This is a genomic window from Paraeggerthella hongkongensis, from assembly GCF_003726035.1.
GTDB classification, from domain to species: domain Bacteria; phylum Actinomycetota; class Coriobacteriia; order Coriobacteriales; family Eggerthellaceae; genus Paraeggerthella; species Paraeggerthella hongkongensis.
In genome coordinates, this window is the sequence record NZ_QICD01000011.1 from 13,269 (window position 1) to 38,869 (window position 25,601).

Sequence of the window (25,601 nt, forward strand, 5' to 3'; positions counted from 1 at the left end):
GATGGCTAAGAAGTGGTACGTCCTGCATACGTATTCAGGATACGAGAACAAAGTCAAGAAAAACCTCGAGACCCGTATTGAAACGATGGGCCTTGAAAACAACGTGTTCGCTATCGAGATTCCGACGGAGACGGTCACCGAGATCAAAGAGGGCGGTCGTCGCGTCGAGAGCGAGAAGAAGGTGTTTCCCGGATACGTCCTCGTCCGCATGGATTTGGACGATCGTAGCTGGGCCGCAGTTCGCAATACGCCGGGTGTGACCGGATTCGTGGGTGCGGACGGCAACCCTGCTCCTCTTACGCGCGAAGAGTACAACAAGATCATGAAGCGCACGGACACGAAGAAGAAGCCTGCGGTTTCTTCGAGCTTGGAAGTGGGTCAGTCGGTCAAGGTTGTGTCGGGTCCCCTCGCCGAGTTCGATGGCGTGGTTTCCGAGGTATCGCCTGATGCGGGCAAGGTGAAGGTTATGGTCTCCATCTTCGGCCGCGAAACTCCTGTCGAGCTTTCGTTCGATCAGGTGGCGAAGATCTAAAGGTGCGAACAAAAGCGGCTTCGCGTGCCCGCGTGGACCGGGGCTTCTCACTCGAAACCTGCCGCTTTGTTGATAGAAACAACGTTTAACTTTATGTGTGACAGTCAGCTGAAAGGATAGTTCACCATGGCTGAAAAGAAGCAAACCGGCTTTATCAAGCTTCAGATCCCCGCGGGTGCCGCGAACCCGGCTCCTCCGGTTGGCCCGGCGCTTGGCGCTCAGGGCGTCAACATCATGCAGTTCTGCCAGGCGTTCAACGCTCAGACGCAGGACCAGTCCGGTACCATCATCCCGGTTGAGATCACGGTGTACGAGGACAAGTCCTTCACCTTCGTGTGCAAGACTCCTCCGGCGGCCGTGCTCATCAAGGAGAAGCTGGGCATCAACAGCGGCTCCGGCATCCCGCAGCTGCAGTCCGTCGGCACGTTGACCGAGGACCAGCTTCGCGAGATCGCCGAGATCAAGCTCCCGGACCTCAACGCCAACACGGTTGAGGCTGCCATGGAGATCATCGCCGGCACGGCGCGCAGCATGGGCGTGCGCATCGAGGGTCGCGAGATGAAGAAGAAGTACGTGCCTTCCAAGAAGGTTGCTGCTATGCTCCAGGGCAAGACGATCGACTAACGACGTCTTCTGCAATGCGTGATCGCAGCTGCGCATGATGTGCGCAGCTGCTTTGACGATACAGGAAAGTGGAAGGGCGCTTTGCGTCCGCTACACACCACGAAAGGAAACATCATGAAAATGTCCAAGAACTACCGTGCGGCTCTCGAGAAGATCGGCGAGTCCACCTACGCTCCGCTCGAAGCGTTCAGCCTTGTAAAAGAGGTTTCGACGGCTAAGTTCGACCAGACCGTCGAGGCTCACTTCCGTCTGGGCATCGACACCCGTCAGGCTGACCAGCAGCTGCGTGGTACCGTGAGCCTGCCGAACGGCTCGGGCAAGACGGTTCGCGTTGCCGTGTTCGCTGAGGGCGAGGCTGCCCGCGCCGCCGAAGAAGCCGGCGCCGACATCGTGGGCACCGACGAGCTGGTTCAGCAGATCCAGGCTGGCGAGTTCAACTTTGACGCCGCTGTTGCGACGCCCGACCAGATGGGCAAAGTTGGTCGTCTGGGCAAGATCCTGGGCCCCCGCGGCTTGATGCCGAACCCCAAGCTGGGCACGGTGACCAACGACGTTGTCAAGGCCATCAACGAGCTCAAGGGCGGCCGCGTGGAGTATCGTGCGGACCGCTACGGTATCGCTCACGTTGTCATCGGCAAGGCCAGCTTCACGGCTGAGCAGCTTGCTGAGAACTACGGTGCCGTGTACGACGAGATCCTTCGTATGAAGCCGTCTGCGGCCAAGGGCAAGTACGTGAAGTCGATCTCCGTTTCGGCCACCATGACGCCGGGCGTGTCCGTTGATTCCAGCGTGAATCGCAACTACACGGAAGCTGCTGCCGAATAAGCTGCACTGTTAGACGTTGAAGAAAAGGGACCTGCGGGTCCCTTTTCTTTTGCCCCGTTCAAGATCTCAATGTGATATCATGTTGGTATCGACAATCTGAGAAAGGAAACGTCATGTCCGTTGAAAAGACCGTTCACGTACGAAGCGGCTGGCCGATGTTGGTGTTGACGGTGGTTTTGGTCGTCGCATTTGCTGCGATCATCGCTACGGGGGCTACCATGCTTCCTCCCGACGATGTTCCGGTGACCACTACAGCGCAGGCGCTTGGCGTCGGGCTGCTTGTTTCGGGTATCGTGGGAGTATGCATCGTTCCGTTGATTCTGCTTATGGGCTTCTTCACCATTCAACCGAACCAGGCGCGCGTTCTCATCCTGTTCGGCGACTACAAGGGTACGGTGCGGGACGAGGGCTTCCATTGGGCGAACCCGTTCTATTCGCGCAGTGCTGGCAGTACGGTTGATCCCGCTACGGGCAAAGCCGTACCCATGAATACGAAGATCTCGCTGCGCGCTCGCACGTACAATGGCGATCACTTGAAGGTGAACGACAAATGCGGCAACCCCATCGAGATCGCAGACGTTGTTGTTTGGCGCGTTGAGAACACGGCGAAGGCTTTGTTCGATGTGGATGACTACAACTCCTACGTGCATACGCAAAGCGAAACGGCTCTGAGGCACGTGGCTACCGCGTACGCCTACGATCAGATGCCCGGCGAGCCCGAGGGTGGGATCACGCTCCGCAGCAACATCGAGGAGGTTTCCGCCGCCCTTAAAGAAGAGCTTTCGGTACGCTTGGAAAAGGCCGGCGTGGTGATTGACGACGCGCGCCTTACGCACCTTGCGTATGCCCCGGAGATTGCTCAGGCGATGCTGCGTCGCCAGCAGGCTGACGCGGTGATCGCTGCGCGTGAGAAGATCGTACAGGGTGCCGTGGGCATGGTCGATATGGCGCTTTCCGAGCTATCTAGCAAGAACGTGGTAGACTTGGACGACGAGCGCAAGGCCGCTATGGTTTCGAACCTGATGGTGGTTCTTTGCGGAGACTCTGACGCGCAGCCCGTGCTGAATACGGGCACGCTTTACCAGTAAAAGGAATCGGCGCACTCGGGCCTGCTTCCGGGTGCGCCGATGCGGTGACGATATGGCGAAACGCAAACAATACCCCTTGCGCGTGGATCCCGCTTTATGGGAGGCCATCGAGCGTTGGGCTGCCGATGACTTGCGCAGCGTGAACGCGCAGGTGGAATTCATCTTGCGTCACGCGTTGAGCGAAGCGGGCAGGTTGAAGCCTCCGCCCCCGCGCGACGAAACCGACCCTGGATAAGACGGGGACGGAGCGAGACAAAGGGACGGGGTCAATGTCTCATTTTCGGCCGCAGGCCAGAAAATGAGACATTGACCCCGTCCCTTTGTCTCATCGCCCGTCCTTTTTCGCTGCGGTGTCCTCCGGTTTCGAAGTGAAGGAGCAAGGGGCTTGCTTCGATATCCGAAGGGATTACACTTGAAAGGACGGGTGTCGGATGGGGTTTGCGTTTGAGCCGATGCCGAAAACGTATGCGGTGAGGAGACGACATGGATGCTTCTGTACGCTTGAACGAGTTCGGGACGCTTGAGGAAACCGTGGCTTTGCTGGAGGAGGCGTACCTATACGCCTATCCCTTGGTGCTCATGGACGTCATCAAGGATCGGACGACGAACGTGGTGGTTCCCGATGCGGAGCACGCTCCCATCAACCAGCTGTTCCATGCTCAAACGCTGGCGACGCCTGATATGGTAAGCCTGACGCGTCCTAACGTGGATACAGTGTACTCGCAGGCTTATCTGGACTTGGGAGCCGAGCCGGTTTTGCTGTACAAGCCCGCCACAGATCGTTACTGCTCGATTCAGACGTTCGATGGGTACTCCAACACGCCGGCAGTGCTTGGCACGGGCGGGGTAGGGGGCAGCGATGCTGCAACCTACGCTTTCGTCGGGCCGTTCTGGTCGGGCGAGCTTCCGGAGGGCGTGACTAAGGTCTCCATGCCCACGAATTTCGTTTGGCTGCTGCTTCGCACCAAGTGCTTTGGCGTTGACGACCTGCCGGGTGTTCGAGAGGTTCAGCAGGGCATGAGAATGTACCCGCTTTCAGCCCATGCGCTGGACGAGGGCGTGGGGTACGAGTGCCCGAAGGGGTCCTACGACCCTGCGTACGACTACGTTCCCTTGGAGTTCATGCAGCGGCTTTCCGTCCAGGATTTCTTCACGCGCTTCAATGGGCTGGCTTCGGGCAACCCGGGAGCCCCCGAGGACGCTTCGGCGATAGCCCAGTTCGAAACCGTGGGCGTCGGCGCGGGGCTGACGTTCGATATCGCATCCTTAGGGGAGGGCGTTGCCGAAGCGGCAACGTATCTGCCGACGCTTTTGGATCGCGATTTCTCGTCGGCTCATGCCGGCACCACCGTTTCGAACGGCTGGATGTTCATGGACAACCGCGTAGGCACGTTCGGCACTGATTACGCGTACCGTGCCGTGGTGGCGTTCGGCGGGTTCGCCAATCCTGTGACCATGGCGGTGTATCCATCGATGGTCATGGACGCTGCGGGAAATCCCTTGCGCGGCGATAAGTCGTACCGCCTGCATTTCGCCGCAGGCGAAACCCCGCCCCATGCAAGCGAGGGCTGGTGGTCGCTTACGGCCTATACCGAAGCGGGCAGGTTGATACCTAACGAGCTGAACCGTTACAACATCGGCGAGGTGGACGATCTACCCTTCAACGAGGATGGATCGCTCGACCTGTATCTTCAGGCTGAAAGGCCCGCAGATGATCGCGTGCGCTTCTGGCTGCCTTTGTGCGAAGGCATATTCTCGCTGACGATGCGCATCTACCTTCCGGACGAGCGCGTCCTTTCTTTCGACTGGAAGCTTCCGCCGCTTGAAGCCGTATAGCCCGACCTTGTGCACGGCCGTTGTGCGAGCTGCGGCCTGATCGGCTTGCGGCGGCAAGCTGCGGGGGAGTCGGGAGCCGTAGGATTTGGCAGGGGTGCTATACTGGTCGGCGACAAAAGAACGGGCGCGTTAGAGGCAAGGTGCGTTGAAAGCATGATCATAAAGAAGTCGAAGGCCGAGATCGAGGCCATGAAGGAAGCCGGTCGCATTTCGGCTTTGGTGTTGCGCGAGGTGGGATCCCATGTTCGAGCGGGCGTGTCCACGCTTGAGCTGGACGAGCTGGCGGAAACCATCATCCGTGCAGAGGGCGGTATACCTGCGTTCAAGGGCTACGGCGGATTCCCCGGCTCGATCTGCGCGTCGGTGAACGACCAGATCGTGCACGGTATCCCCTCTGCGAACGTGGTGCTCAAAGACGGAGACATCCTGTCCGTCGATACGGGCGCCACGGTTGACGGATGGGTGGGGGACAACGCCTGGACCTACCCCGTGGGGAAGATCTCGGCCGAAAAGCAGCGCCTGCTCGAGGTGACCGAGCAGTGCATGTGGGCGGGGCTCGACGCTGCGCGACCGGGCAATCGCCTGGGGGATATCGGGCATGCCGTTCAATCGATCGCCGAAGCGGCTGGTTTCGGCGTGGTGCGCGAATACGTGGGGCACGGCATTGGGCGCGACATGCACGAGGATCCCAACGTGCCGAACTTCGGCCGGAAGCACACGGGCGTCAAGCTTGAGGCGGGCATGGTGCTGGCTATCGAGCCTATGGTGAACGTGGGAACGTACAAGACGCGCGTGATGCCCGACGGATGGCTGGTGTGCACGCGCGACGGCCTGCCTTCGGCTCACTTTGAGAAGACGGTGGCCATCACCGAGGACGGTCCGCTTATCCTGACCACGGAAGAAGGGCGCGAGCGCCCGGTGTGATCACCTAAAGACTCTATGCAAAACGGAAGGCCCTCGTTGTGAGGGCCTTCCGTTTGGAGGGGGGGGGTGCCAGGCTAGGCGCTGTAGTACTTCATGGCTTCTTGAGCTGCTATGCGGCCCGTTACGGTGCCCATGCACATGGAGGCGCCGCTTACGGCGTAGCGCATGTAGAACAGCTCGGCATTGGCGATGGTTCCGCCACCGTACAGGCCGGGAACGGGCTTGCGATCTTTGTCGAGCACTTCCGCTTTCGTGCTGATGACGAGCTGGCCGAACGAGTCGTTGGTGTTCGGCGTGATCTGGACGGCGTAGAACGGCGCCTGCACGACGGGCTGAAGATCTTCGGGCTTCTTATGGAAGGCCGGGTCCTCGCCAGCTTCGCAGAGCTTGTTGTACTGCTCGATCGTCTTCGTCAGGGGATAGCCGGGCAGACCTGCTTGCTCGGCCAGCTCTTCGATGGTGTCGGCGGTGTTGACGACGCCCTTTTCGACACCCTTCTTCAACAGCTCCATGCGCTTGTCGGTCTGCTGCGAGTCGCAGATGATGAAGAACTCTTTGCGACCGCTCTGGATGAACGGCGTGAAGTAGTCGAACTGGCTGGTCATGGATTCGTTCGCGCAACGGTAGCCAAGGTCGGTTACGAACACGCCCGTGTTGATCATGCGCAGCTGCGACAGCTCGTCGTTGAGCGGCAGGGGTTCTTTGCCTACCAGGTGGATTTGCGAAAGGCCGCCCTTGAGCAGCGTGAGGGCTCCGGCGTCTTTGCCCAGTTCGATGCCGTCGCCCGTGTTGCTGGGGCTTGAGAAGGTGTGCCAGCCTACCGTGCCGGGTGCGTACAGTTCCTTCGACCAGTCTTGGCCGTCGAAGCCGCCGGATGCCAGCATGACCGCTTTGGCGGAAATCGTGTACTCGACGTCGCCCTTTCGAGCGATGACTCCGGATACTTTGCCATTGTCCGTGGTTATTTTAATGGCGCGCGTTTCCATCATGAGCTCGGCGCCGTTCTCTTCCGCTTTGGCGATGAGCGTGTCGATGATGCCCTTACCGCCGTCGGCGGCCACCATGGATCGGTCGGATACGCCGTCGCCCGCCTTCTTCTTGAAGTCGCAGCCGAAGCCGACCAGCCAGTCCATGGCTGCGCCGCCGTTTTCCGCCACCATGCGGCAGATGTCCATGTTCGCGTCCCCGTCGGACTGATCGAACAGGAATTGGGCGATCTCATCCGGCGTACCATAGTTGGTGAGGCCCATGCTGTCTTGCTTCTTGGATCCGCAGCAGTAGAAATTGCCCGTGCAGATGGACGAATCTCCGCCCGTGACGGTGTGCTTCTCAAGGATGATGACGCGCGCTCCGGCAAGCGAAGCCTCGACGGCGGCGCTCATGCCGGCGATGCCGCTGCCGATGACTACGATGTCGGCATCCTTCGATTCTTGGGATTTGGCCGGCGTCTCGGCAACCGCTTGCACGGTATCCGCTTTGGCCGTGTTGCCGCTTCCGTTCGAAGCGCCGTCGGATTCCTGCGCAGCGGAGCCGGTGCTTGCCTGCGGTGCGCAGCCGGCAAGTCCGCTGCCGGCAACTACGGCAGCCGTTGCGCCCAAGCCGAGCAGAAACGACCGACGCGTGAACCCTTGCGATGCGGCCTCGGCAGCTTCGATACCCTTGTCGTGCATGATGTCCTCCCAATCCTTGTGGTTTCGCGAACCTCCCTGTTCGCTCTGGGCTCATCATACGAACAGAGGGATCTCGAACCAGCACCAAAAGGGGTGGGGAAGGTGAAATTGTCAAGCAAAGCCGCCCACCCTCCATAATGGAGGGTGGGCGGCTTTGCTTCTTTTTTTAATGCTTTGAACTGCGAAAATCGATACAGCAAGACGTCTATAGTGCCGCGCGGTCGCGATAAAGCTCAACGCGATCGATGAGGTCTTGCTTGTCGAACGATCCTGTTTTTTGATAGACGTTGTGGATGTATCCCTTGATGGTGTTGGGAGACAGGCCAAGCTCGGCTGCGATGTAGGTGCGCGTTCGTCCCTGGCAGAGTAAAGCTAGAACTTCGCTCTCGCGCGCGGTCATAGCATGCTCTTCCGCGAAGGTCCGAAGAAGCAAGGCGGGGTCCTCGCGGTTTTCGGGCGCGGGCGAGCTGGTTTTGCTTGCGCGCTCGGAGCTGTCTGTCTGCTTCTGGATTCTGCGTTCGAGTCGCGTGGACAAGATGGGGTTCATGGCCAGCACGAAAAGGGAAGTAAGCGATATGAGGGCAAGTCCGGTCGCAGGGCTTCCCTGAGCCAAGACTCGTGCCCCCAGGGCTACGCCGGCAAGAATAAGCAGCCCGCCGATGCCCAGCGCGGTTCCCAAATACACCCAAAGCGACACGTTGTCGCGCTCGCTGAGCTGGCACACGATGATGCGCACGTTCATGCAGGAAAGATAGAAAGCCACGAACACTAGCACGGTCGCGGCGATGTGCGCCGCAGGCGAGGTGACGAAGGGCAGCGCGACAAGGGCGATGGCCACGATGGGGAACAGCATGCCATACAGGTCAGACACCTGAACGGCGCGTTTGCGCAGAAACGAAGCGCCCAGCATGATCATCGAGGCCACCACGATGCCCAGCATGGCTTGCGCCTGGATGGGAATGATGTCGGTTTCGGCGGTGGCAGCCACCTGGCTGACGGCTCCGAACGCGAACGAGAACACCGCCAGATACGAAACGGCTTTCACGAAATTGATGATGCCTGCTTCTGAGATGCTGATGCGCCTTCCCGCCGCTTCAAGCTCCTGTCGAGCGACCAAAGGCACCGCTGACACGATGATTATGGTAAGCGCGAATGCAAGCTCCACGATTCCGCTTGCCGAGAAGATGATGGTCGCCGCGATTCCGCCTATCAGGTAGGCTAGGGGAATCGCGCGCGCCAGGGAGGGGCCGCCTTCTCGCGAGAGTGCGGATATTCGCGCCATCCATCCCAGTTCCGCGGTTGCGAGGCCGTATCCGATGCTGCCCGACACCACGATGGCGTAAAGCCATCCGCCCTCGATTGCCCCAAGAAGCCGTGCAAGCATGAGCGCGTTGCCAAGAAACGCCGCGCCGAATGCCGTGGCCATGCGCAGGCGGTGCTCTGCTTTGCGGCGAAACACGTGAAGGGCCGCCGTGATCAGCATAGTAGCCGTGTACGCGATGAAGAAGAGCGCGCCGAACGAGTTCCCGGCTCCGTGGGAGAGGCTCATTTCCTGAAGAAACGTGCTCGAGATCATGAGCGGGAACGTGAGCCCACACACGATGCCATAGCCTGCAGAGACCGTGATCAGGCTGCGAAGGTCGTGGCGAGCATTGCAGCTTCCCGTGCTTGAGGGGACGTCGGCGTTCATGTTACTTCAGCTGCTTGCCGTCGGTATCCCAGTAGAAGCGCTTGAACTTCGGGATTTGGTTTACGTGCATGATGCGCGCCCACATGTTGTGTATGAACGAGTCCGGCCCGTAATGCAGCGGGTAGGGCTCGGCTGTGCGACGCAGCACGTCAAGGGCTTGTTGCAGGCGCGCGCGGTTCTCCATGCTGCGGTCGAGCACGTAGCGGGGTACGCAGCTGTACAGATAAGGGTCGTATGCTTCGCGGTAGTCGATGCGCTCTCCCAGGATGAATTCGCGCACGATGAGCGTGGTGAAGTTCACGCCGCCCAGGCTCATGTAGTAGGTGTTGCGTCCGCAGCGCGTGTTCACCTCGAAGAATCGGAAGGACCCGTCCCGTTCGTCGTACTTGATGTCGAAGTTCGCGAATCCGCGGTACCCGATGCGGGCGAGCATCCTTTTCGCGGCTTCGATGATGGCTTCTTCGCGTTCTCCCATGATGCACAGCGGATTGCCGAGCGCGGTGGGATCGTGGTCTTGAAGGCACACGACGCCGCCCGACACTACGCGCATGTCTCCCGACGCGTCCGAGAACGTGGTGAGCGTGCGGATCGCGTCGTCGCCGCCGGGGATGAAGTCTTGCAGCACCAGTTCGTTGTTGTAATTGGACGTGCGGATGCTGCGCCACACCTGGGCAAGCTCTTCCGGCGTCTCGATCTCGTAGATCTTGCGCCATCCTTCGATGGTGGCGTCTTGGAACTGCGCCGAGTTCGAGGGCTTCGCGATGAGCGGATAGGGGAAGTCGTGCACGGGCAGCTCGTCGGGGCCGTTTTCGCCGCAGTCGAAGTACCAGGTGCGCGGGTAGGGGATGTCCAGCTCTTCGCACAGTTCGTAGAAGCGGCGCTTCTGGGTGATCTCGTCAAGCAGCTCGAAATCGATGTAGGGGACCGTGTAGCCTGTGGCCTCCAGGCGCGCCTTTCCGGCGGACAGCATGCGCGCGTGGCAGTCGTCGCAGCCCAGAACCAGCAGCACGCGCTCGGGGTCTTCGGCGTGCGTTTGCGCGGCCACGCGCTCGAGCGCGTCGTACAGACCTTCCGGATCGTGGATGAGCGGCTCCAGGCGATAATCGGTGAACCGGCTGCTCGACAGCATCTTGATGTCCTGCGTTGCCAGCACGATGGTGCGTGTGATGCCGTATGCGCGGTGCAGCTCGCGCACGTAGCTGTACGCTAGGATGTCGCCGCCGACAACGACGGGCTGCAGCCGACGCTGCACGTCGGCGGGGTTCTTGATGAGGGGGCTCTGCTCGGTCATGTCCTGAATCTCCTTGTGAGTCGAAATCCTGCCCATTATCCCACAGTGCGCGCGGCGGCGGCTGCGTTTCGCGAAAGTGCCCATATCGCGTTCTCGCCGCTTTCGGCCCCACGTGTTTCGACGGTGGGGCCGGGGCTCTGCCAAAACGAGCGAGTTTTGCGGCGATTTTTCGCCCTGTTGAGGCAATGTGGCTATGAGCGTTTTTCATCATGCCTGGTCGTAGGCTTGTAGGTTGAGTTTATCCTGGGTTGAGGATCAACAAAACTCTTCCGTTTTGACAAACTCGCACCCTTCAAGCGGGCCGCGCTCGGCCATGACGTGCGCGGTCCGTTTGAAGGCGGGTTCGACCCTTGCGCGCCCGTGCTTGCCCCGTGTCGGCTCCCTCATTGCGTGTCAAAAGACATCAAGAAAAGAAGAAAGATTTGGATGGCGTTCATGCTTATTTGGGCAAAGAGGAGGAGGGTGCGTCCGCCGTGTGCGTCGGTACCGTGCACAAGGCCCATTGCGGCTAGCTTGTCCATAAACGCGTACATGACGGCGAACAGTGCGCAGCAGCCTGTCATGAGAAAGCCTATTTCAAACGCTTCGTATTTGGAGCCGATGCGGTCGATGCCGTTTGCGCCTATATGAAGCGGAACGGTGTCGGGCATGGCGAACAGGACGGCGAGTCCCGTCGTGACGAGGGGGAGGGCGGCAAGTGCGATCATTGCGATCAGTCCAGAGCGTTTCATCGCTGTCCTTTGTTGCATGCGGGCTTTGAAGCTGACTCTTGAGCGGGATGCTTGGACTCAGGGTCGGCCGATCTTGCTCCTCTAGTTTACGATATGCCTCTTGTTCCTGCACTCCCTGCGGGTTTCGTGAAATGCAAGCAGGAGGGGAACGGGTGGCGTATCATATCGACGTTAACGACTAAAACCCGCGCTGCGCAAACAAGGCGGCGCGTACGCAGGAGGAGAACCAGCTACATGTGCGGATTCGTGGGATTCACCGCGGTCGACTACGACCAGGAAACGAACAAGGCCGTGGTCAAGGACATGGCGGATCGCATCGCCCACCGCGGGCCCGACGACGAGGGCTTCTTCGTCACCGATGACATTGCGATGGGCTTTCGCCGCCTGTCCATCATCGATCTTGAGGGCAGTCGCCAGCCCATGCAGAACGCCGACGGCACCGTGACCGTGACGTTCAACGGCGAGATCTACAACTTCCAAGAGCTGCGCGCAGAGCTTGAGGCGCTCGGCTACGTTTTCAAGACCAACGGAGACACCGAGACCATCGTGCACGGCTTTGAGGCATGGGGCACCGATGTGTTCGAGAAGCTGCGCGGGATGTTTGCCATCGCCATCTGGGATGCGCCGAACAAGCGCCTGGTGTGTGCGCGCGACATCTTCGGCATCAAGCCGTTCTACTACCAGCATGCGGGCGACCGCCTGATCTACGGAAGCGAGATCAAGGCGTTCTTGGCGCATCCGGCGTTCAAGAAGGAGCTCAACCGCGAGATGCTGCCGCAGTATCTGTGCTTCGAGTACATGAACGATTCCCAAACCATGTTCAAGGGCGTGCACAAGCTTCTGCCCGGCCATTTCATGGTGCTCGAGAACGGCCAGCTGCGCACGGAGTGCTACTACAAGATCACGTACAAGATCGACGATTCGAAGAGCCTGGAGGAATGGGCCGACGAGATCAACCGCGTGTTCGACGAATCGGTTGCCGCGCACGAGATAGCCGACGTGGAGATCGGCAGCTTCCTGTCCGGCGGCATCGACAGCTCTCTGGCGGCGTACTGCATGGGGCAGCACGCGCCCGACATCAAGACGTTCTCGGTGGGCTACGACATCGGCTGCGAGGACAAGATGGCCGAGATCGCCGCCCAGTCCGATTTCGAGATCAAGCTCAACGAGCTTGACGACGCGACGGCGTTCGCCGAGTGGGCGAACCTGCCGAACTTCCAAACCCAGGTGAGTGCCCAGGAATTTTTGGACATCGTGCCCACCGAGCAGTACCACATGGACGAGCCGTTGGGAGCGCCCAGCGCTATCCCGCTGTTCTTTGTGAGCAAGCTGGCGCGCGAGCAGGTGAAGGTGGTGCAGTCGGGCGAGGGCGCCGACGAGCTGTTCGGCGGTTACTGGATCTATCACGACCAGTACGAATTCGAGAAGTACTTCAAGGTGCCGCGTCCTTTGCGCGCCGCTGCCGGCGCCGTGGCCGAGAAGCTGCCGACGTTTCATGGCCGCCGCTTCGCCATGCGCGGGTCGGGCGGGCCGGAGAAGAGCTATCAGCGCGCCAGCATGAACTACATGTGGGACGAGATCCCCAATGTGCTGCGCAACTACGAGGGTCCTTGCAAGCCGTGGGAGTGGTGCAAGCCGCATTTCGATGCTGTGGCGGACCAGGGCCTGGATATCATCACGCAGACGCAGTACGTGGACATGGTCAGCTACATGCCGTTCGACATCTGCCTGAAGGCCGACAAGATGTCCATGTCCCAGTCGCTTGAGCTGCGCGTTCCGTTCTTGGACAAGAAGGTGCTCGACGTGGCGCTGCAGCTGCCCACCGCCTGCCGCGTGACCGACGAGCACGCCAAGTACGCCCTGCGCGTGGCTGCGAGCAAGCTGGGCTTCCAGAAAAAGGTCGCGCACATGCCCAAGCAGCCGTTCATCACGCCGCTGACCGTGTGGTTGCAAACGGACGAGTACTACAACCGCATCAAGGAGGCGTTCACGGGGGAGGCCGCGCAGGAGTTCTTCAACGTGGATTATCTGGTGCAGATGCTCGATGACCACAAGTCGGCGGACTTCACCACGGTCGAGGGCCGCGGCAAGCTCAAGATGATGCGCATCTGGAACATCTACTGCTTCTTATGCTGGTACGAGGTGTTCTTCGGCGCATCGAGCGAGAAGTTGGCTCCGAAGACGAACGTGGCGTAACGCTTCAGGATTTCGCACGTGAAAAGCCGCGGCACCCGATGGGCGTCGCGGCTTTTTTGCATACTCGTCCGAAGCGGACTAGTGCGGGTTTTCCAAGGAAGGACGACGCGGGAGATCGGTCCTACCCGCGCCCCAGCTTACCCTTCACCTTGCCGATGAGCGATCCTACGAACGCGGCTTCGGGCACGTGCAACTTGATGGACAGGCCGAACGTCACCAGCAGAGCAACGGAGCCGCCAGCGAGCACGTAGGTCAAGGCAAGCGGAATCGATCCGGCGATAGGGGCGACGAACGCCTGCAAGCCGAACAGCACGCCGCCGCCGGCAAGGGCGCCCAAGCCGCCGAACACCAGGCCGGAGAAGCATGCCTTCGCCACCGATCGCAGGCCGAACGCTCCCAGGCGACTGCGCAGATAAGCGAACAGGCATACGTCGGCCACCACGTAGAACAGCACCTCGGCCACTGCGATGATCTCGATGGAGAAGCGATCGGCGTTCGAGGCCCCGTAAATCGTGAGCGCGATCTGGGCAGCGCCGGCTACGAAGTTGAATGCTGCGAACACCCCCATTTTCCGCAGACTGCTGAAGGTTTTCTGCAGGTAGGTGTTAACTCCGTACACGGGCAGCGCAAGCGCCAGAACTGCCATGTACGACGCGATGGATGCAACGCTTTCCGAAGTGAACGCTCCCGCATTGTACAGCGTGATCAGCGGCAGCGAGAACACCATCAAATACATGGCGAAGGGGATCATGAAGAACAGGATCTGGTTCGTGCCCCCGATAATGCCGCGCTTTACGCCTTCCATGTTGCCCTCGGCCTGCATATCGGCCAGCTCGGTGAACATGGCGGTGGTGATGGGCACCGCTAAAAACGCGTAGGGCAGCGTGAACCATTGGCGCGCGTACAGCAGAATGGACGGGCCGTTGGACGCGAAGCTGTAGGCAGCCGCATTCTGGACCGAGACCACTACGAACGAGCACAGCATGACGAACACAGCGGGCACGCCGATGCTCAGCGTTTCGCGCAGCGCGGGATCGCGCAGGTTGATGCGCGGCCTGATGTGGATGCCGTTGCGCTTGAGGGCGGGCAGCTGCATGGCCAGCGCGATGAACACTCCCAGCGGGTTGCCGATGGCTATGATGTAGAGCGCAAGTTCGGGGTCCTGCGGCGCAACCGCAGCGTACAGCAGAAACGAGACGATGACGACGACGCTTTGGGCCGCTGGCGCGATCGACGACCAAAGGTAGTCCCTATTGGCGTTGAGCAGGCCCGATACGATAGCCGTCGCACCCGAGAACACGATTTGGATGGCGAAGAACTGGAAGAAGAACACGGAGAGCGCCATCTCGGATTGCTCCGAGAAGAAGCTTTGCGTGTAAATGGCAACTCCCGGAAACGCGATGCACAGCGCCGACACCACGCCCAGCAGCAGCACGACGATGGTGAGCAGGTTCGAGGCGTACTCGTTGCCGGCCTCGCGCCCCAGGCGTTTTTTCACCGACAGGTACACGGGCAGGAAGGCGGTCACGATCATGCCGCCTATTACCAGCTCGTACAGCTGAGCAGGAAGGTTGTTCGCCACTTGATAGGAGCTCGACAGAAGCGTAGAGCCCAGCGCGAACGCCATAACCCAAGTGCGAACGAATCCCAGTACGCGCGAGATCAGCGTGCACGCGCTGATGAGCGCGGCCGACGAGCCGACGGTTGCCTGGGCATCTTCGGGCTCAGCAACGTTCGAGACCGTCTTGTCCGCTCCGCCATGCTTGCTGATGATGGGCAGCTCCGAGGTTGACCCCGGGAAGGCCGCGCGCTCTTTGCGCGTGTTTCGCGCGGCTGTTTTCGCGGCTTCGCGCGGGTCGGGGGTCTGCGGTTCGAAGGGGTCGAGCGGGGGCGTCGTGCGATCGGCGCCGGCGTGGCGCCCTCCTATGAATATCTCGGACGTCTCTCCTGGAGCCGCCGAGCGCAGTCGTGCTTTTGCGCTTGCGGGGTCGTGCCGGGGCTCCGGCTTGGGCACGACCGTTTGCGCAACGGCGGCTGCGATTGCGGTGCGGTCGAGTCCGGCATGTCGTCCTCCTACGAATATCTCCGAGGTGGAACCGGGGTCGGCGGGACGCATATGTTGAGCTCGTGCGAGCTTGTCGGACATGGAGGGACGCTTCCTTATGCTTCGGATATAATGGCCCATCATAGCAAACCCGGAAAGAAGAGCCTCATGCACATCCTCATCGTACGCAATAATTCCAACTCGAAAGCCGTGGATGCTTCCTTGCTATTGGCAACGTACCTGGCCACGCAGGGGGTCGACTACACGCTGGTCGATTCCACCGAGCTGTCGTGCGCATGCGACCATGACGGCTTGAACGCCGCGTTGGCGGCGGGCGTGGAGATGACGGTGGTGCTTGGCGGCGATGGCACCATCCTGCGCACCGCGCGCCAGATCGGTACGACCGGGGTGCCTATCCTGGGCATCAACTTCGGTCGCTTGGGCTTTTTGGCGAATTCGAGCGATGCCGGCGTGGTCGCCATCGTGGCCGCGGCTTTGGCGGGCGACGTGGTGGCCGAGCAGCGTGCGAACCTGCGCATCGACGTTGTATGCGAGGGGGAGGCCGATCCGTGGGCCGACGATGACGCTGCGGATGGGGCGGTCGACGAGCCGACGTCGCCGTGCGAGGCGGGCGCCCGTAGTTTCTTCGCGCTCAACGAACTTGCGGTGACGCGCGGCGCGAACGGTCGCGTCATCGATTTCACGCTGGGCGTTTCCGGTTCGCACGTTGCCGAAATGCGCGGCGACGGCTTGGTGGTTGCCACGGCAACGGGATCGACGGCTTACGCTCTGTCGGCGGGAGGCCCCTTGGTGGCGCCCGGGTTCACGGGGCTGGTGGTGGTGCCGCTCGCGCCGCATACGCTGCATTCGCGCGCCATAGTCACGGCATCGAACGACGTGGTGGAAATGGGCTTGCCGCGCGAGGCGGCTCGACGCGACGCCACCCTGTTTGCCGATGGGGAGCTGTTGTCGTTCGACCGTCCGGTGCGTCGCATCTACGTCAGCCGAGGCGAAGCCCCCACTGTTTTGCTGCGTCATCAGCACGAGGGCTTCTACGAGCATGCAGCGAAGGTGTTTTTCTAGGGGGTGGAGGCCGGAATGGTCGTCGGTTGCGCCGCCGTTCGAAGTGCGTGGCTCGGCGGCTAAGGACGTCTTGCAGGGTGCGATTCCCGATGCCGCTCGTCAGTGAGCACAGGAAGAGGCGAGCCAGTTCGACATCGTGTACTCCGGTCATGAGCACCCTCCTTGCACCGAGTGTTGCTTGCCCATTGTCTCACGATCCGTGCAACAAAATATAAGAAAGTCAATAATGCTTGTAAGGTGCATTGTCGATCCAAAAACACGTTTTCGGCCATGAAAACGTGTTTTTGGATCGACAATGAGGAGGCGAGCGCCTTGCGGCCGCAAACGGTAGAAGGTGGCGGCTGCTGCAAGGCGCTCGCATATCGAAGGGGCCCGCGGGCCCCTTCGATATTGCTTACTTATGGTAGTACCGGTGCTGCTCGTATTTCGGTTCGCAGCATACGTTGATGCCGAGCGTGCGGTACAGCTTCTCGTCGGTGGCCGAGATGATCACGCTGAAGTACGCATCGCAGCCGCGCAGGTCGTCGATATGGTCGATCAGTTTGGCTGCAAGCTCGTCGGTTGCGGAGCTGATGGACAGGGCAAGCAACGTCTCGTCGGAGTGCAGGCGCGGGTTGCGGCTGTGCAGCTGCTCGGTCTTCAGACGGCAGATGGGCTCGATGACCGCATCGCTGATCACGTTGATGTCCTCGACGCCGGCCACGCCCTTGAGCGCGTTCATGAGCAGCGACGATGCGGCTCCCAGCAACGGCGACGTCTTGCCCGTCACCACGGTGCCGTCGGGCAGCACCATTGCGCCCACCGGACCGCCGGTGGTCTCCTCCTTCAGAAGCGCGGCCGATCGCGCCGGCGAGAAGCTTGCGTTCACGCCGGCCTGGTTCATCAGGAGCTCCAGCTTCTCCACGTGCTCCTGTCCGACGCCGGTGCGGCGCGCTTCGACGGCCGCCTGGAAGTAGCGGCGCACGATCTCCATCTTGGCGGCTTCGCGCACGGCGTCGTCGTCCACGATGGCGTTGCCGGCCATGTTGACGCCCATGTCGGTGGGGGACTGGTAGGGGCTCGTTCCGGAGATGCGCTCCATCATGGCCTTGAGCACAGGGAATATCTCCACGTCGCGATTGTAGTTCACGGTGGTCTCGCCGTACGCTTCCAGGTGGAACGGGTCGATGGTGTTGGCGTCGTCCAAATCGACCGTGGCCGCCTCGTACGCGATGTTCACGGGGTGCTTGAGCGGCAGGTTCCAGATGGGGAACGTCTCGTACTTCGCGTAGCCGGCCGCCACGCCGCGCTTGTGCTCGTGGTACAGCTGCGACAGGCACGTGGCCATCTTGCCCGAGCCGGGGCCGGGGGCGGTCACCACGACAAGCGGGCGCTTCGTTTCGATGTACTCGTTCTTGCCGTAGCCCTCGTCGCTGACGATACGGTCGATGTCGTAGGGATAGCCGGCAATGGGGTAGTGCAGGGAGCTTTTGATGCCCAGGCTGTCCAGGCGCTTGCGAAACGCCTCGGCCGAGGGTTGGTTCGTGTAATGGGTGATCACCACGCCGGTGGTGGTGAAGCCCATGCCGCGGAAGATGTCCATGAGGCGCAGCACGTCTTCGTCGTACGTGATTCCCAGGTCGCCGCGAACCTTGTTCTTCTCGATGTCGTTCGCGTTGATAGCTATGATGATCTCGACATCGTCCACCAGCTGCTTGAGCATGCGGATCTTCGAGTCGGGCTCGAATCCGGGCAGCACGCGGGCTGCATGGTAGTCGTCGAAGAGTTTCCCGCCGAATTCCAGGTAGAGCTTTCCGCCGAACTGGTCGATGCGGTTGCGGATATGCTCGGCCTGCAGCGCGATGTACTTGTCGTTGTCGAATCCGATGCGCATGGGAATGCGGCGCCCCTTTCTTGCCGTCGATGATGTTCGCGCACGACCGCAGAAGGCCGTGCGCAATCCGATTCAGTATACCCTACTTGGTAGGTGTTTCGTTTTTGTTAATTGCAGGTAACGAAGGGGATCTTCCTTCGGTTCGCCATACCTGCAGGTCCGAAGGCGTTCGGCGCCCGTCCTTTCCGCACCTGGTTTTTCATAGCGTCATGCTATGCTGTTCGATCAGTGCGACGGTGCCGCAGCGTGTTTTGCGCGAATCGGTCGATCGTTGCTTTTCATGCCCGCTTGCCGGGTCGACGACGGGGTTGGTGGATGGACGAACTGGTTCGAGAATATCTGGCTCATCTGCGCATCGAGCGGGGAAGCTCGCCTCTTACCGTGTCGGCGTACGCTTCTGACCTGCGGGATTTCGCGACATTTTTGAATGCGTGCGGTGTGAAGGGCGTTGGTGACGTACAGCGCGAGACCATCGTGGCCTACGAGGCCGACCTGTTCGGCCGCGAATACGCCGCCGCCACGGTGGATCGCCACGTGTCGGTGCTCAAGGGCTTCTATAGGTTCCTCGTGCGAGAGGGGCACGTGCGCCGCAATCCCACCGACACGTTGCAGCTTCCCAAGGCTCCCGATCGACTCCCCGACGTGTTGAGCGCGGTGCAGGTGGAGTCCATGTTGGCCGATCCTCCCAAGCGCGCCCCCATCCCGCTGCGCAACCGGGCCATCTTGGAGGTTTTGTACGGGTGCGGCTTGCGTGTAAGCGAGTGCGTGGGGCTTGATCTGGGCGACGCGGTGCTCGAGGAAGGGTACCTGCGCATTTTGGGCAAGGGCGGCAAAGAACGCGTGTCGCCCATATCGGGTGCGGCGCTGCGGTCGTTGGCCGACTACCTCGACAACGGGCGTCCCGGTTTGACGAAGCCGGGAGCGAAGCCTACGTCGGCGGTCTTTCTGAACGCGCGCGGCGGGCGGCTGACGCGCCAAAGCGTACATGCCATCGTGGCCGAGGCGGGGCGATCTATCGGCGTGGCAAACCTCCATCCTCACACGCTGCGCCATTCGTTCGCCACGCACATGCTTGAAGGCGGCGCCGACCTTCGTGTCATCCAGGAAATCCTCGGCCATTCGGACATTTCCACCACGCAGATCTACACGCACATCAATCGTGCTCACATGCGCGAGGAATATCTACGCGCGCACCCGCGCGCGAAGTAATGTATCGGGATTTTCCGGGCAGCTGTCTGGCTCGCTCGGACGGCGAAGGGGGGGCGTCCGCCGCCCGCTTTCCTTTCGCTCGGCTTGTCCGGGCGTTTGCCGTCGCTTCGCCAAGCGGATGCTCCGCGCATTGGAAGCGTCCCGCGGCGTTCGAGGCTTCGGCGCGCTGCCTTTCGCTGGAGAGGGGGCGGTGGGACGGCATCCCATCACGATCACGGTCTGCGGGGGACGCGGTGGGACGGCACCCCACCGCAGGGGCGCCTTTCGCCGCCCGATTCGCCCGTCTCCTCGCCCGTTTTGCCAAACGGTTTATCCAACGAATCGGTCGGCGATCCGTTGTGCCACATATTCCGCATAACTCGCTCCATATAGATGCCAAGGCCCTCTAAGGCGGTAGTTCGATCAATATCTTGTGTTCGTTTTCGTCCGTCGGTTCAATATCTAGCCGTGTCTCAATCTTGCATTTTTGGGGGTCGGGGGACAACTTGGGGAACGGGATGGTTTCAAAAGGGTCTAAATGGGTCAAAAGGCCGGATTTTGTTGCGAAGTGGGGCAAAGTGGGATAGAATTCCAAGCATCGAAAGGGCCGTGCGAGTCGCGGCGGGAAGGAAGGCATGGCCGAGGACACCGAAAAGGTGGTTGATCTCAACAGCGCGTACCGCCACAAGGTGGACGCTAAGGGCCGCATGTCGCTTCCTGCATCGTTTCGCAAGGTGCTTTCGACGGATTTGGTGGTAACCCGCAACCCGAAGGACGAATGCCTCTACGTGTTCGAGCCCGATGCGTTCAACGCATGGGTGGCCGGCGTGTTCGAGGACAAGTTCGAGAAGTTCGACCGCACGAACGATCTCCACGTGCGTCTGCGCCGCAAGCTCAAGTCTCGTGCAGCCGACGTGTCCGTTGACGCGTCCGGTCGCATCATGCTCTCGAGCGAACAACGCGCGGCTGTCGGCATCGACAAGGACGTCGTCGTGCTGGGCAACACGGGCTACTTCGAAATCTGGGACGCAAAGCGCTACGACCAAAACGACGAGGATACCGACCTCGGTCTTCTGTTCGACTGATTGTAAGGCGTGAGCGAAATGATAAACGAATATCGGCATACCCCTGTTCTGCTCGCCGAGTGCCTCGAATACTCGAACCTCAAACCACAGCATACATTCGTGGACGCAACACTCGGCGGTGCAGGGCATTCCCTCGAAGCGGCCAAGCTCATCGGGAGCGCGGGTACGCTCATCGGCATCGATCAAGACGAAGTGGCGCTTGCCGCTGCTCGTCAAAAACTCGGGACGTTGCCTGATGATGTACGCCCGCGCCTCGAATTAGTGCGCGGCAACTTCGGTGATATGGACGACGCGCTTCTCAGCGTGGAAGTGCCCGGGGTCGACGCGTTTTTGTTCGACCTCGGCGTATCGTCGGTCCAGATCGACACGCCGTCTCGAGGCTTCTCCTTCAAGGAGAACGGCCCTCTTGATATGCGGATGGATCCGGGGAAACAAACCCTAACCGCAGCAGAGATCATCAACACCTACAACGCAGCAGATCTCACTCGGATCATCCGTACGTACTCTGACGAGAAGTGGGCCAGTCGCATAGCCGACTTCGTGGTCCGCGAGCGTCAGAACGGGCCCATCGAGACAAGCGCGCAGCTGGTCGACGTCATCAAGGCTGCCATCCCGGCATCGGCGCGCCGAGCGGGAGGGCATCCGGCGAAGCGCACGTTCCAAGCCCTTCGCATCGAAGTGAACGGCGAGCTCGACGTGCTCAAGCGCGGACTGGACGCGGCCATACGCTGGCTGAATCCCGGGGGCAGGCTGGTGGTCATCAGCTACCACTCGCTTGAAGATCGCATCGTGAAGGACACGTTCCAATCCTTCGCCCGTCGATGCACCTGCCCGCCCGACCTTCCGGTCTGCGTGTGCGGGAAAGAGCCGATACTCGACATAGTAACGCGTAAGCCGGTCCTACCGACCGCTGAAGAAATAGAGCGCAATCCGCGCGCTCGCAGTGCAAAGCTGCGCATCGCGCAGAAGCGCTGAACGACGAAAACCGCAGAACGTACACCACCCGAACAGGCAGCTAAAACGAAGAAAGGGGGTTGGGCATGAGCGCAGCACCGGCGTATTCCTATTATCCTGAGCGCGTACCCGAGCATGAGCGCAGGGCTCGCATCAGCGTGGTTCCGGGCCGCGGCACGCGCACGCAGCCCGCTTCCCCTCCTTCCAATGTCGTGTTCTTGGCGAAGGCCGTCGCCGTCGTTTTGGTGGTGGCCGCGCTGATTGCGTTCGTGCGCATCGGGCTTATGTCCGCTACGGTTTCCACCACCATGAGCTCCACGCAGCTTTCCAGCCAGATCAGCGACGCCCGCTCCTCGGGCGCTGCGCTCGAGGTGTCCCAAAGCGCGCTGTCCAATCCCACGAAGGTAAAGCAGCAGGCGGGCAAGCTGGGCATGGCCGCTCCTGAGGCCACTGGCGTGATCGAGCTGGGTAAAGACGTCGTTGCTACCGACGAATCCGGCGCCCTGTCGCTTTCGAAGAGCATTGCCATAGCCGCCGGCGCCGGAGCGTAAAACCGTGGCTGATAGACCTCACATGCCGCGAGGCGAGCGCTCCGCTCGCGGTCGCGGAAGCTCCCGCTCGTCTGCGCGTCCTCCGAAGCCCCACGGTTCGCGCGGCTCCCGCGGCTCTCGTGGCGCGCGTCCTTCGCCTACGGGCGGGCGCGGTTCGTTCGCCGACGTTGGAGCCGATTCCAATCGCGTGTTCCTTCCTATTCTGGTGTTTGCCGTAATCGCGGCGCTCTTCTTGTTGCGCCTGGTGTTCTTGCAGGTGGTCGATGCGCCGCGCATGGCGGCCGAAGCGGAGAACGCGCGCATGAGCTACGACTGGATCGAGCCGCGCCGCGGAACCATCTACGATCGCAACGGCGTGGTGCTTGCCACGTCCGTCGAATCCACCACCATCTACGTGGACCCCACCGAAGTGGACGACGCGAACGCCACGGCGCAGACGCTCGTCGACGTGCTGGGCGGGCAGAAGTCCGACTATCTGGCGGCTATCACGGTTTCGGGGACGCGTTACTCCGTCATCAAGGAGAAGGCCGACGTCGAAGTGGGCGAGCAGGTGCGCGCGCGCGTGAGCGAGGTCACGAAGAAGGACGCTGCGTACGAAGGCAAGGACCTGGGCATTCGCTATAAAACGCTGTGGAAGCGCGAGTATCCCAACGGCCAGGTGGGCGGCCAGGTGGTAGGCGTGTGCAAGCTCGACACGGAGATCGAGAACAACCGCGAGTACTACGAGGGCGTTTCGGGCTTGGAGCTGTACTACAACGGTATCCTGTCCGGCGAACCCGGGTACACGCGCGAGGAGCGCAGTCCCGACGGCACGCCGATTCCGGGCGGCACGCGGGACTCGAAAGCCGCCGTGGACGGCCAGGACATCATCATATCGATCGACATCGAGCTGCAGCAGTACGTCGAAGAGCGCCTTACGGCCGACGAGAAGGGCATCACGGCGAACGGCGGCAGCGCTATCGTGATGGACGGCGGCACGGGCGAGATCTACGCCGCCGCGTCGCTTCCGCTGCTCAACCCCGCCGATCGTACGGAAATGAAGCCGGACGCTCCGCAACTCAAGTGCGTGACCGACCTGTTCGAGCCGGGCTCCATCTTCAAATCGGTGTCGGCCATGGCCATTTTGGAGGCGGGCACCATGACGCCCGACAGCGAGCTGTTCTGCCCGGCCTACATCGAAGCTGACGGGTTCGTCATCTCGGACGCGCACGAGCGCGGCGATGCGACGTTCACGTTGCGCCAGATCATGGACCAGTCGTCGAACGTCGGCATATCGCTGGCCACCGAGAAGACGGGCTTCCAGAACCTGTACAACAAGATCAACGAGTACAACCTGCACACCAAGACGGGCGTGGACTATCCGGGCGAGGGGGAGGCCGGCACCGATTACCTGGGCGCCCTGAAGCCGTTCGACCAGTGGAGCAAGGTCACCGGCTACAACGTCAGCTTCGGCCAGGGCATGTCGCTCACGCCGCTGCAGATCACTCGATGGTACGGCGCGCTTGTGAACGACGGCGTGGAGTGCACGCCTCACTTCCTGCTCTCGAAGCCCCAAAGCGGCGAGACGCCCGAATACGCCACCGAACAGGTTATCGAGAACAAAGCGGCCATCACGGACCTGACCAGCATGCTCAAATCCGTAGTGTCGGACGGCACCGGCAAGAAGGCCGCTATCGAAGGGTTCAACGTGGCGGGCAAAACCTCCACGGCCGAGATTTACGACGAGGTGAACGGCGGGTATCGAAAAGGCGTGTACAACCTGGCCTTCACCGGTTTTTTGGCCGACTCGTCAAGCCAATTGGTTTGTTTTGTGGGTGCCAACGAGGTTCCCACCGACGGTGTGGTCACGCCAATTTTTAAGGATATAATGGCAACAGCCATCGACCGATTCAACATATATCCGGAGTGAGGAAGCTATGGGCAAGACCTGTACCGAACTGTTCGCGGGCATAGACTGCACCATTATCGGCAACGCTGACGACGTGGCGGAGGGCATCGCCTATCGCAGCGACCGGGTTCAGCCGGGCGACGCGTTCTTCTGCATCGTCGGCTTCACGACGGACGGCCATTCCTTTGCGCAAGACGCCATCGATCGCGGTGCGAAGGTGCTGGTCGTCGAGCGGAAAGTGTACTTGGCCGACGCGACTGACGTCACGGAGGTCGTGGTGAAGGACACGCGCAAGGCCATGGCCGTTGCGGCGGCGAACTTCTACGACCATCCTTCCAAGGACCTGTCGCTGGTGGGCATCACCGGCACGAACGGCAAGACCACCACCACCTACCTGGTGGAGCATATCGCGAAGGTGGCCGGCAAGCGCACGGGCGTCATCGGAACCGTGGGCGTTCGCATGGGCGGCGTGAACGAGAAATCCGCGCATACCACGCCCGAATCGCCTGATTTGCAGCAGCTGTTCGCGCGCATGCGCGACGAGCGTTGCGACACGGTGGCCATGGAGGTCAGCTCGCACGCGCTCGATCTGGAGCGCACGTGGGGCACGACCTTCGCCGTCACGGCGTTTTCCAACCTGACGCAGGACCACCTGGACTACCACCATACGTTCGAGGCGTACTTCGAAGCGAAGGCGCGCCTGTTCTCGAAGGACTACCCCGCGCGCCGCGTTATCTGCATCGACGACAAGTGGGGCAAGGAGCTTCTGCGCCGCTGCTCGGTGGCCGAGGACAACGTGGTGACCACCGGCTTCGACCCGTCCGCTCAGATCCATCCGGTGGACGTGCAGTACGCGCCCACGCACACCACCGTCACGCTCGACGTGCGCGGCAGCCGTTTGACGTTCGACTACCCTCTGGTGGGCAAGTTCAACGTGGAGAACGTCATGTGCGCGTTCGGCGTCGGGCTTCAGCTGGGATTCTCGGCTGACGTGATCGTGGAGGCCCTTGAAGAGGCCCCGCAGATTCCCGGCCGCCTGGAGCGCGTGGACGCGGAGCATACCGGCGACGTGTCGGTGTTCGTCGACTACGCCCACACGCCCGATGCGCTGGAGAAGGCGCTCGGATCCATCATGGCGCTCACGCCGGGCCGCACTATCTGCGTGTTCGGCTGCGGCGGCGATCGCGACGCCAGCAAGCGGCCCATCATGGGACGCGCGGCTCTTGCGGCCGATTTCGCCGTAGTGACTTCGGACAACCCGCGCACGGAAGACCCCAACGCCATCATCGAGGACATCGTAAGCGGCATGGGCGCGGGCCTGGATCGCTTCGACGTGGAACCCGACCGCCGCGCGGCCATCGCTCGCGCGCTGCAAATTGCGAAGCCCGGCGATTCGGTGCTGGTGGCAGGCAAGGGACACGAGGACTACCAGCTGGTGGGCGATCAGGTGCTTTCGTTCGACGACCGCGTGGTAGCCGCCGAAGAACTGGAACGCGCCTTTGGCCCTGGCTCTGGATCGCAGGAGTAG

The 25,601-nt window shown here is 61.2% G+C and carries 21 protein-coding genes; 15 read left to right on the forward strand and 6 right to left on the reverse strand.

Translation table 11 applies throughout. The features are described 5' to 3' along the window. Position 1: 1 nt before the first annotated feature. From nusG to map, 7 genes are all read left to right on the forward strand, one after another. The gene (gene nusG, locus DMP08_RS06840) at positions 2–532 is read left to right on the forward strand and encodes a transcription termination/antitermination protein NusG (protein WP_114567174.1); all 531 of its coding nucleotides are present in this window, start codon (positions 2–4) and stop codon (positions 530–532) included. 126 nt (positions 533–658) lie between these two features. Then, positions 659–1,156 (forward strand): 50S ribosomal protein L11, encoded by a 498-nt coding sequence (gene rplK, locus DMP08_RS06845; RefSeq protein ID WP_114567175.1) that lies wholly within the window; start codon positions 659–661, stop codon positions 1,154–1,156. Between the two features lie 114 nt (positions 1,157–1,270). After that, positions 1,271–1,981, forward strand: coding sequence for a 50S ribosomal protein L1 (gene rplA / locus DMP08_RS06850; RefSeq protein WP_211328407.1), 711 nt, complete (start codon positions 1,271–1,273; stop codon positions 1,979–1,981). A 113-nt stretch (positions 1,982–2,094) separates the two neighbouring features. After that, entirely contained in the window at positions 2,095–3,069 is a 975-nt protein-coding gene (locus tag DMP08_RS06855) for an SPFH domain-containing protein (RefSeq protein ID WP_244596851.1), read from the forward strand. 52 nt (positions 3,070–3,121) lie between these two features. Next, positions 3,122–3,304 (forward strand): type II toxin-antitoxin system antitoxin, encoded by a 183-nt coding sequence (locus DMP08_RS06860; RefSeq protein ID WP_123192240.1) that lies wholly within the window; start codon positions 3,122–3,124, stop codon positions 3,302–3,304. Positions 3,305–3,552: 248 nt separating this feature from the next. Then, on the forward strand, positions 3,553–4,905 hold the full coding sequence (locus tag DMP08_RS06865) for a DUF1254 domain-containing protein (RefSeq protein ID WP_123192192.1): 1,353 nt from the start codon (positions 3,553–3,555) through the stop codon (positions 4,903–4,905). A 153-nt stretch (positions 4,906–5,058) separates the two neighbouring features. After that, the gene (gene map, locus DMP08_RS06870) at positions 5,059–5,829 is read left to right on the forward strand and encodes a type I methionyl aminopeptidase (RefSeq protein WP_123192193.1); all 771 of its coding nucleotides are present in this window, start codon (positions 5,059–5,061) and stop codon (positions 5,827–5,829) included. Positions 5,830–5,903: 74 nt separating this feature from the next. Here the strand turns inward: map and DMP08_RS06875 are convergent, their stop codons facing one another. From DMP08_RS06875 to DMP08_RS06890, 4 genes are all read right to left on the reverse strand, one after another. Continuing rightward, complete coding sequence (locus DMP08_RS06875) at positions 5,904–7,499, reverse strand: FAD-dependent oxidoreductase (protein WP_123192194.1); 1,596 nt, start codon at positions 7,497–7,499, stop codon at positions 5,904–5,906. A gap of 205 nt (positions 7,500–7,704) precedes the next feature. Continuing rightward, the gene (locus tag DMP08_RS06880; protein ID WP_123192195.1) at positions 7,705–9,189 is read right to left on the reverse strand and encodes a response regulator transcription factor; all 1,485 of its coding nucleotides are present in this window, start codon (positions 9,187–9,189) and stop codon (positions 7,705–7,707) included. 1 nt (position 9,190) lies between these two features. Next, entirely contained in the window at positions 9,191–10,480 is a 1,290-nt protein-coding gene (locus tag DMP08_RS06885; RefSeq protein WP_123192196.1) for a carboxylate--amine ligase, read from the reverse strand. Between the two features lie 383 nt (positions 10,481–10,863). Next, positions 10,864–11,211: an SdpI family protein gene (locus DMP08_RS06890; protein ID WP_244596853.1), complete on the reverse strand. Its 348-nt coding sequence runs from the start codon at positions 11,209–11,211 to the stop codon at positions 10,864–10,866. A gap of 234 nt (positions 11,212–11,445) precedes the next feature. Between DMP08_RS06890 and asnB the strand changes: the two genes are divergently transcribed. Next, positions 11,446–13,407 carry an asparagine synthase (glutamine-hydrolyzing) gene (gene asnB / locus DMP08_RS06895; RefSeq protein ID WP_123192198.1) on the forward strand — a complete coding sequence of 654 codons (1,962 nt, stop codon included), beginning with the start codon at positions 11,446–11,448 and terminating at the stop codon, positions 13,405–13,407. 121 nt (positions 13,408–13,528) lie between these two features. Here asnB and murJ read toward each other — a convergent pair whose 3' ends face one another. After that, positions 13,529–15,553: a murein biosynthesis integral membrane protein MurJ gene (gene murJ, locus DMP08_RS06900; protein WP_244596855.1), complete on the reverse strand. Its 2,025-nt coding sequence runs from the start codon at positions 15,551–15,553 to the stop codon at positions 13,529–13,531. Between the two features lie 66 nt (positions 15,554–15,619). Between murJ and DMP08_RS06905 the strand changes: the two genes are divergently transcribed. Beyond that, the gene (locus DMP08_RS06905) at positions 15,620–16,534 is read left to right on the forward strand and encodes an NAD(+)/NADH kinase (RefSeq protein ID WP_123192199.1); all 915 of its coding nucleotides are present in this window, start codon (positions 15,620–15,622) and stop codon (positions 16,532–16,534) included. 394 nt (positions 16,535–16,928) lie between these two features. Here DMP08_RS06905 and DMP08_RS06910 read toward each other — a convergent pair whose 3' ends face one another. Then, entirely contained in the window at positions 16,929–18,407 is a 1,479-nt protein-coding gene (locus DMP08_RS06910) for a DUF1846 domain-containing protein (RefSeq protein WP_123192200.1), read from the reverse strand. Positions 18,408–18,722: 315 nt separating this feature from the next. Between DMP08_RS06910 and DMP08_RS06915 the strand changes: the two genes are divergently transcribed. The 6 genes from DMP08_RS06915 (at position 18,723) to DMP08_RS06940 (ending at position 25,601) form a co-directional block, all read left to right on the forward strand. Further along, positions 18,723–19,616, forward strand: coding sequence for a site-specific tyrosine recombinase (locus tag DMP08_RS06915; protein WP_123192201.1), 894 nt, complete (start codon positions 18,723–18,725; stop codon positions 19,614–19,616). Positions 19,617–20,230: 614 nt separating this feature from the next. After that, positions 20,231–20,680 carry a division/cell wall cluster transcriptional repressor MraZ gene (locus tag DMP08_RS06920; protein ID WP_114567196.1) on the forward strand — a complete coding sequence of 150 codons (450 nt, stop codon included), beginning with the start codon at positions 20,231–20,233 and terminating at the stop codon, positions 20,678–20,680. Between the two features lie 18 nt (positions 20,681–20,698). Beyond that, entirely contained in the window at positions 20,699–21,655 is a 957-nt protein-coding gene (gene rsmH, locus DMP08_RS06925; RefSeq protein WP_123192202.1) for a 16S rRNA (cytosine(1402)-N(4))-methyltransferase RsmH, read from the forward strand. Between the two features lie 65 nt (positions 21,656–21,720). Beyond that, on the forward strand, positions 21,721–22,185 hold the full coding sequence (locus DMP08_RS06930; RefSeq protein ID WP_123192203.1) for a cell division protein FtsL: 465 nt from the start codon (positions 21,721–21,723) through the stop codon (positions 22,183–22,185). Positions 22,186–22,189: 4 nt separating this feature from the next. After that, the gene (locus tag DMP08_RS06935; protein ID WP_244596857.1) at positions 22,190–24,094 is read left to right on the forward strand and encodes a peptidoglycan D,D-transpeptidase FtsI family protein; all 1,905 of its coding nucleotides are present in this window, start codon (positions 22,190–22,192) and stop codon (positions 24,092–24,094) included. A gap of 7 nt (positions 24,095–24,101) precedes the next feature. After that, positions 24,102–25,601 (forward strand): UDP-N-acetylmuramoyl-L-alanyl-D-glutamate--2,6-diaminopimelate ligase, encoded by a 1,500-nt coding sequence (locus DMP08_RS06940; protein WP_123192205.1) that lies wholly within the window; start codon positions 24,102–24,104, stop codon positions 25,599–25,601.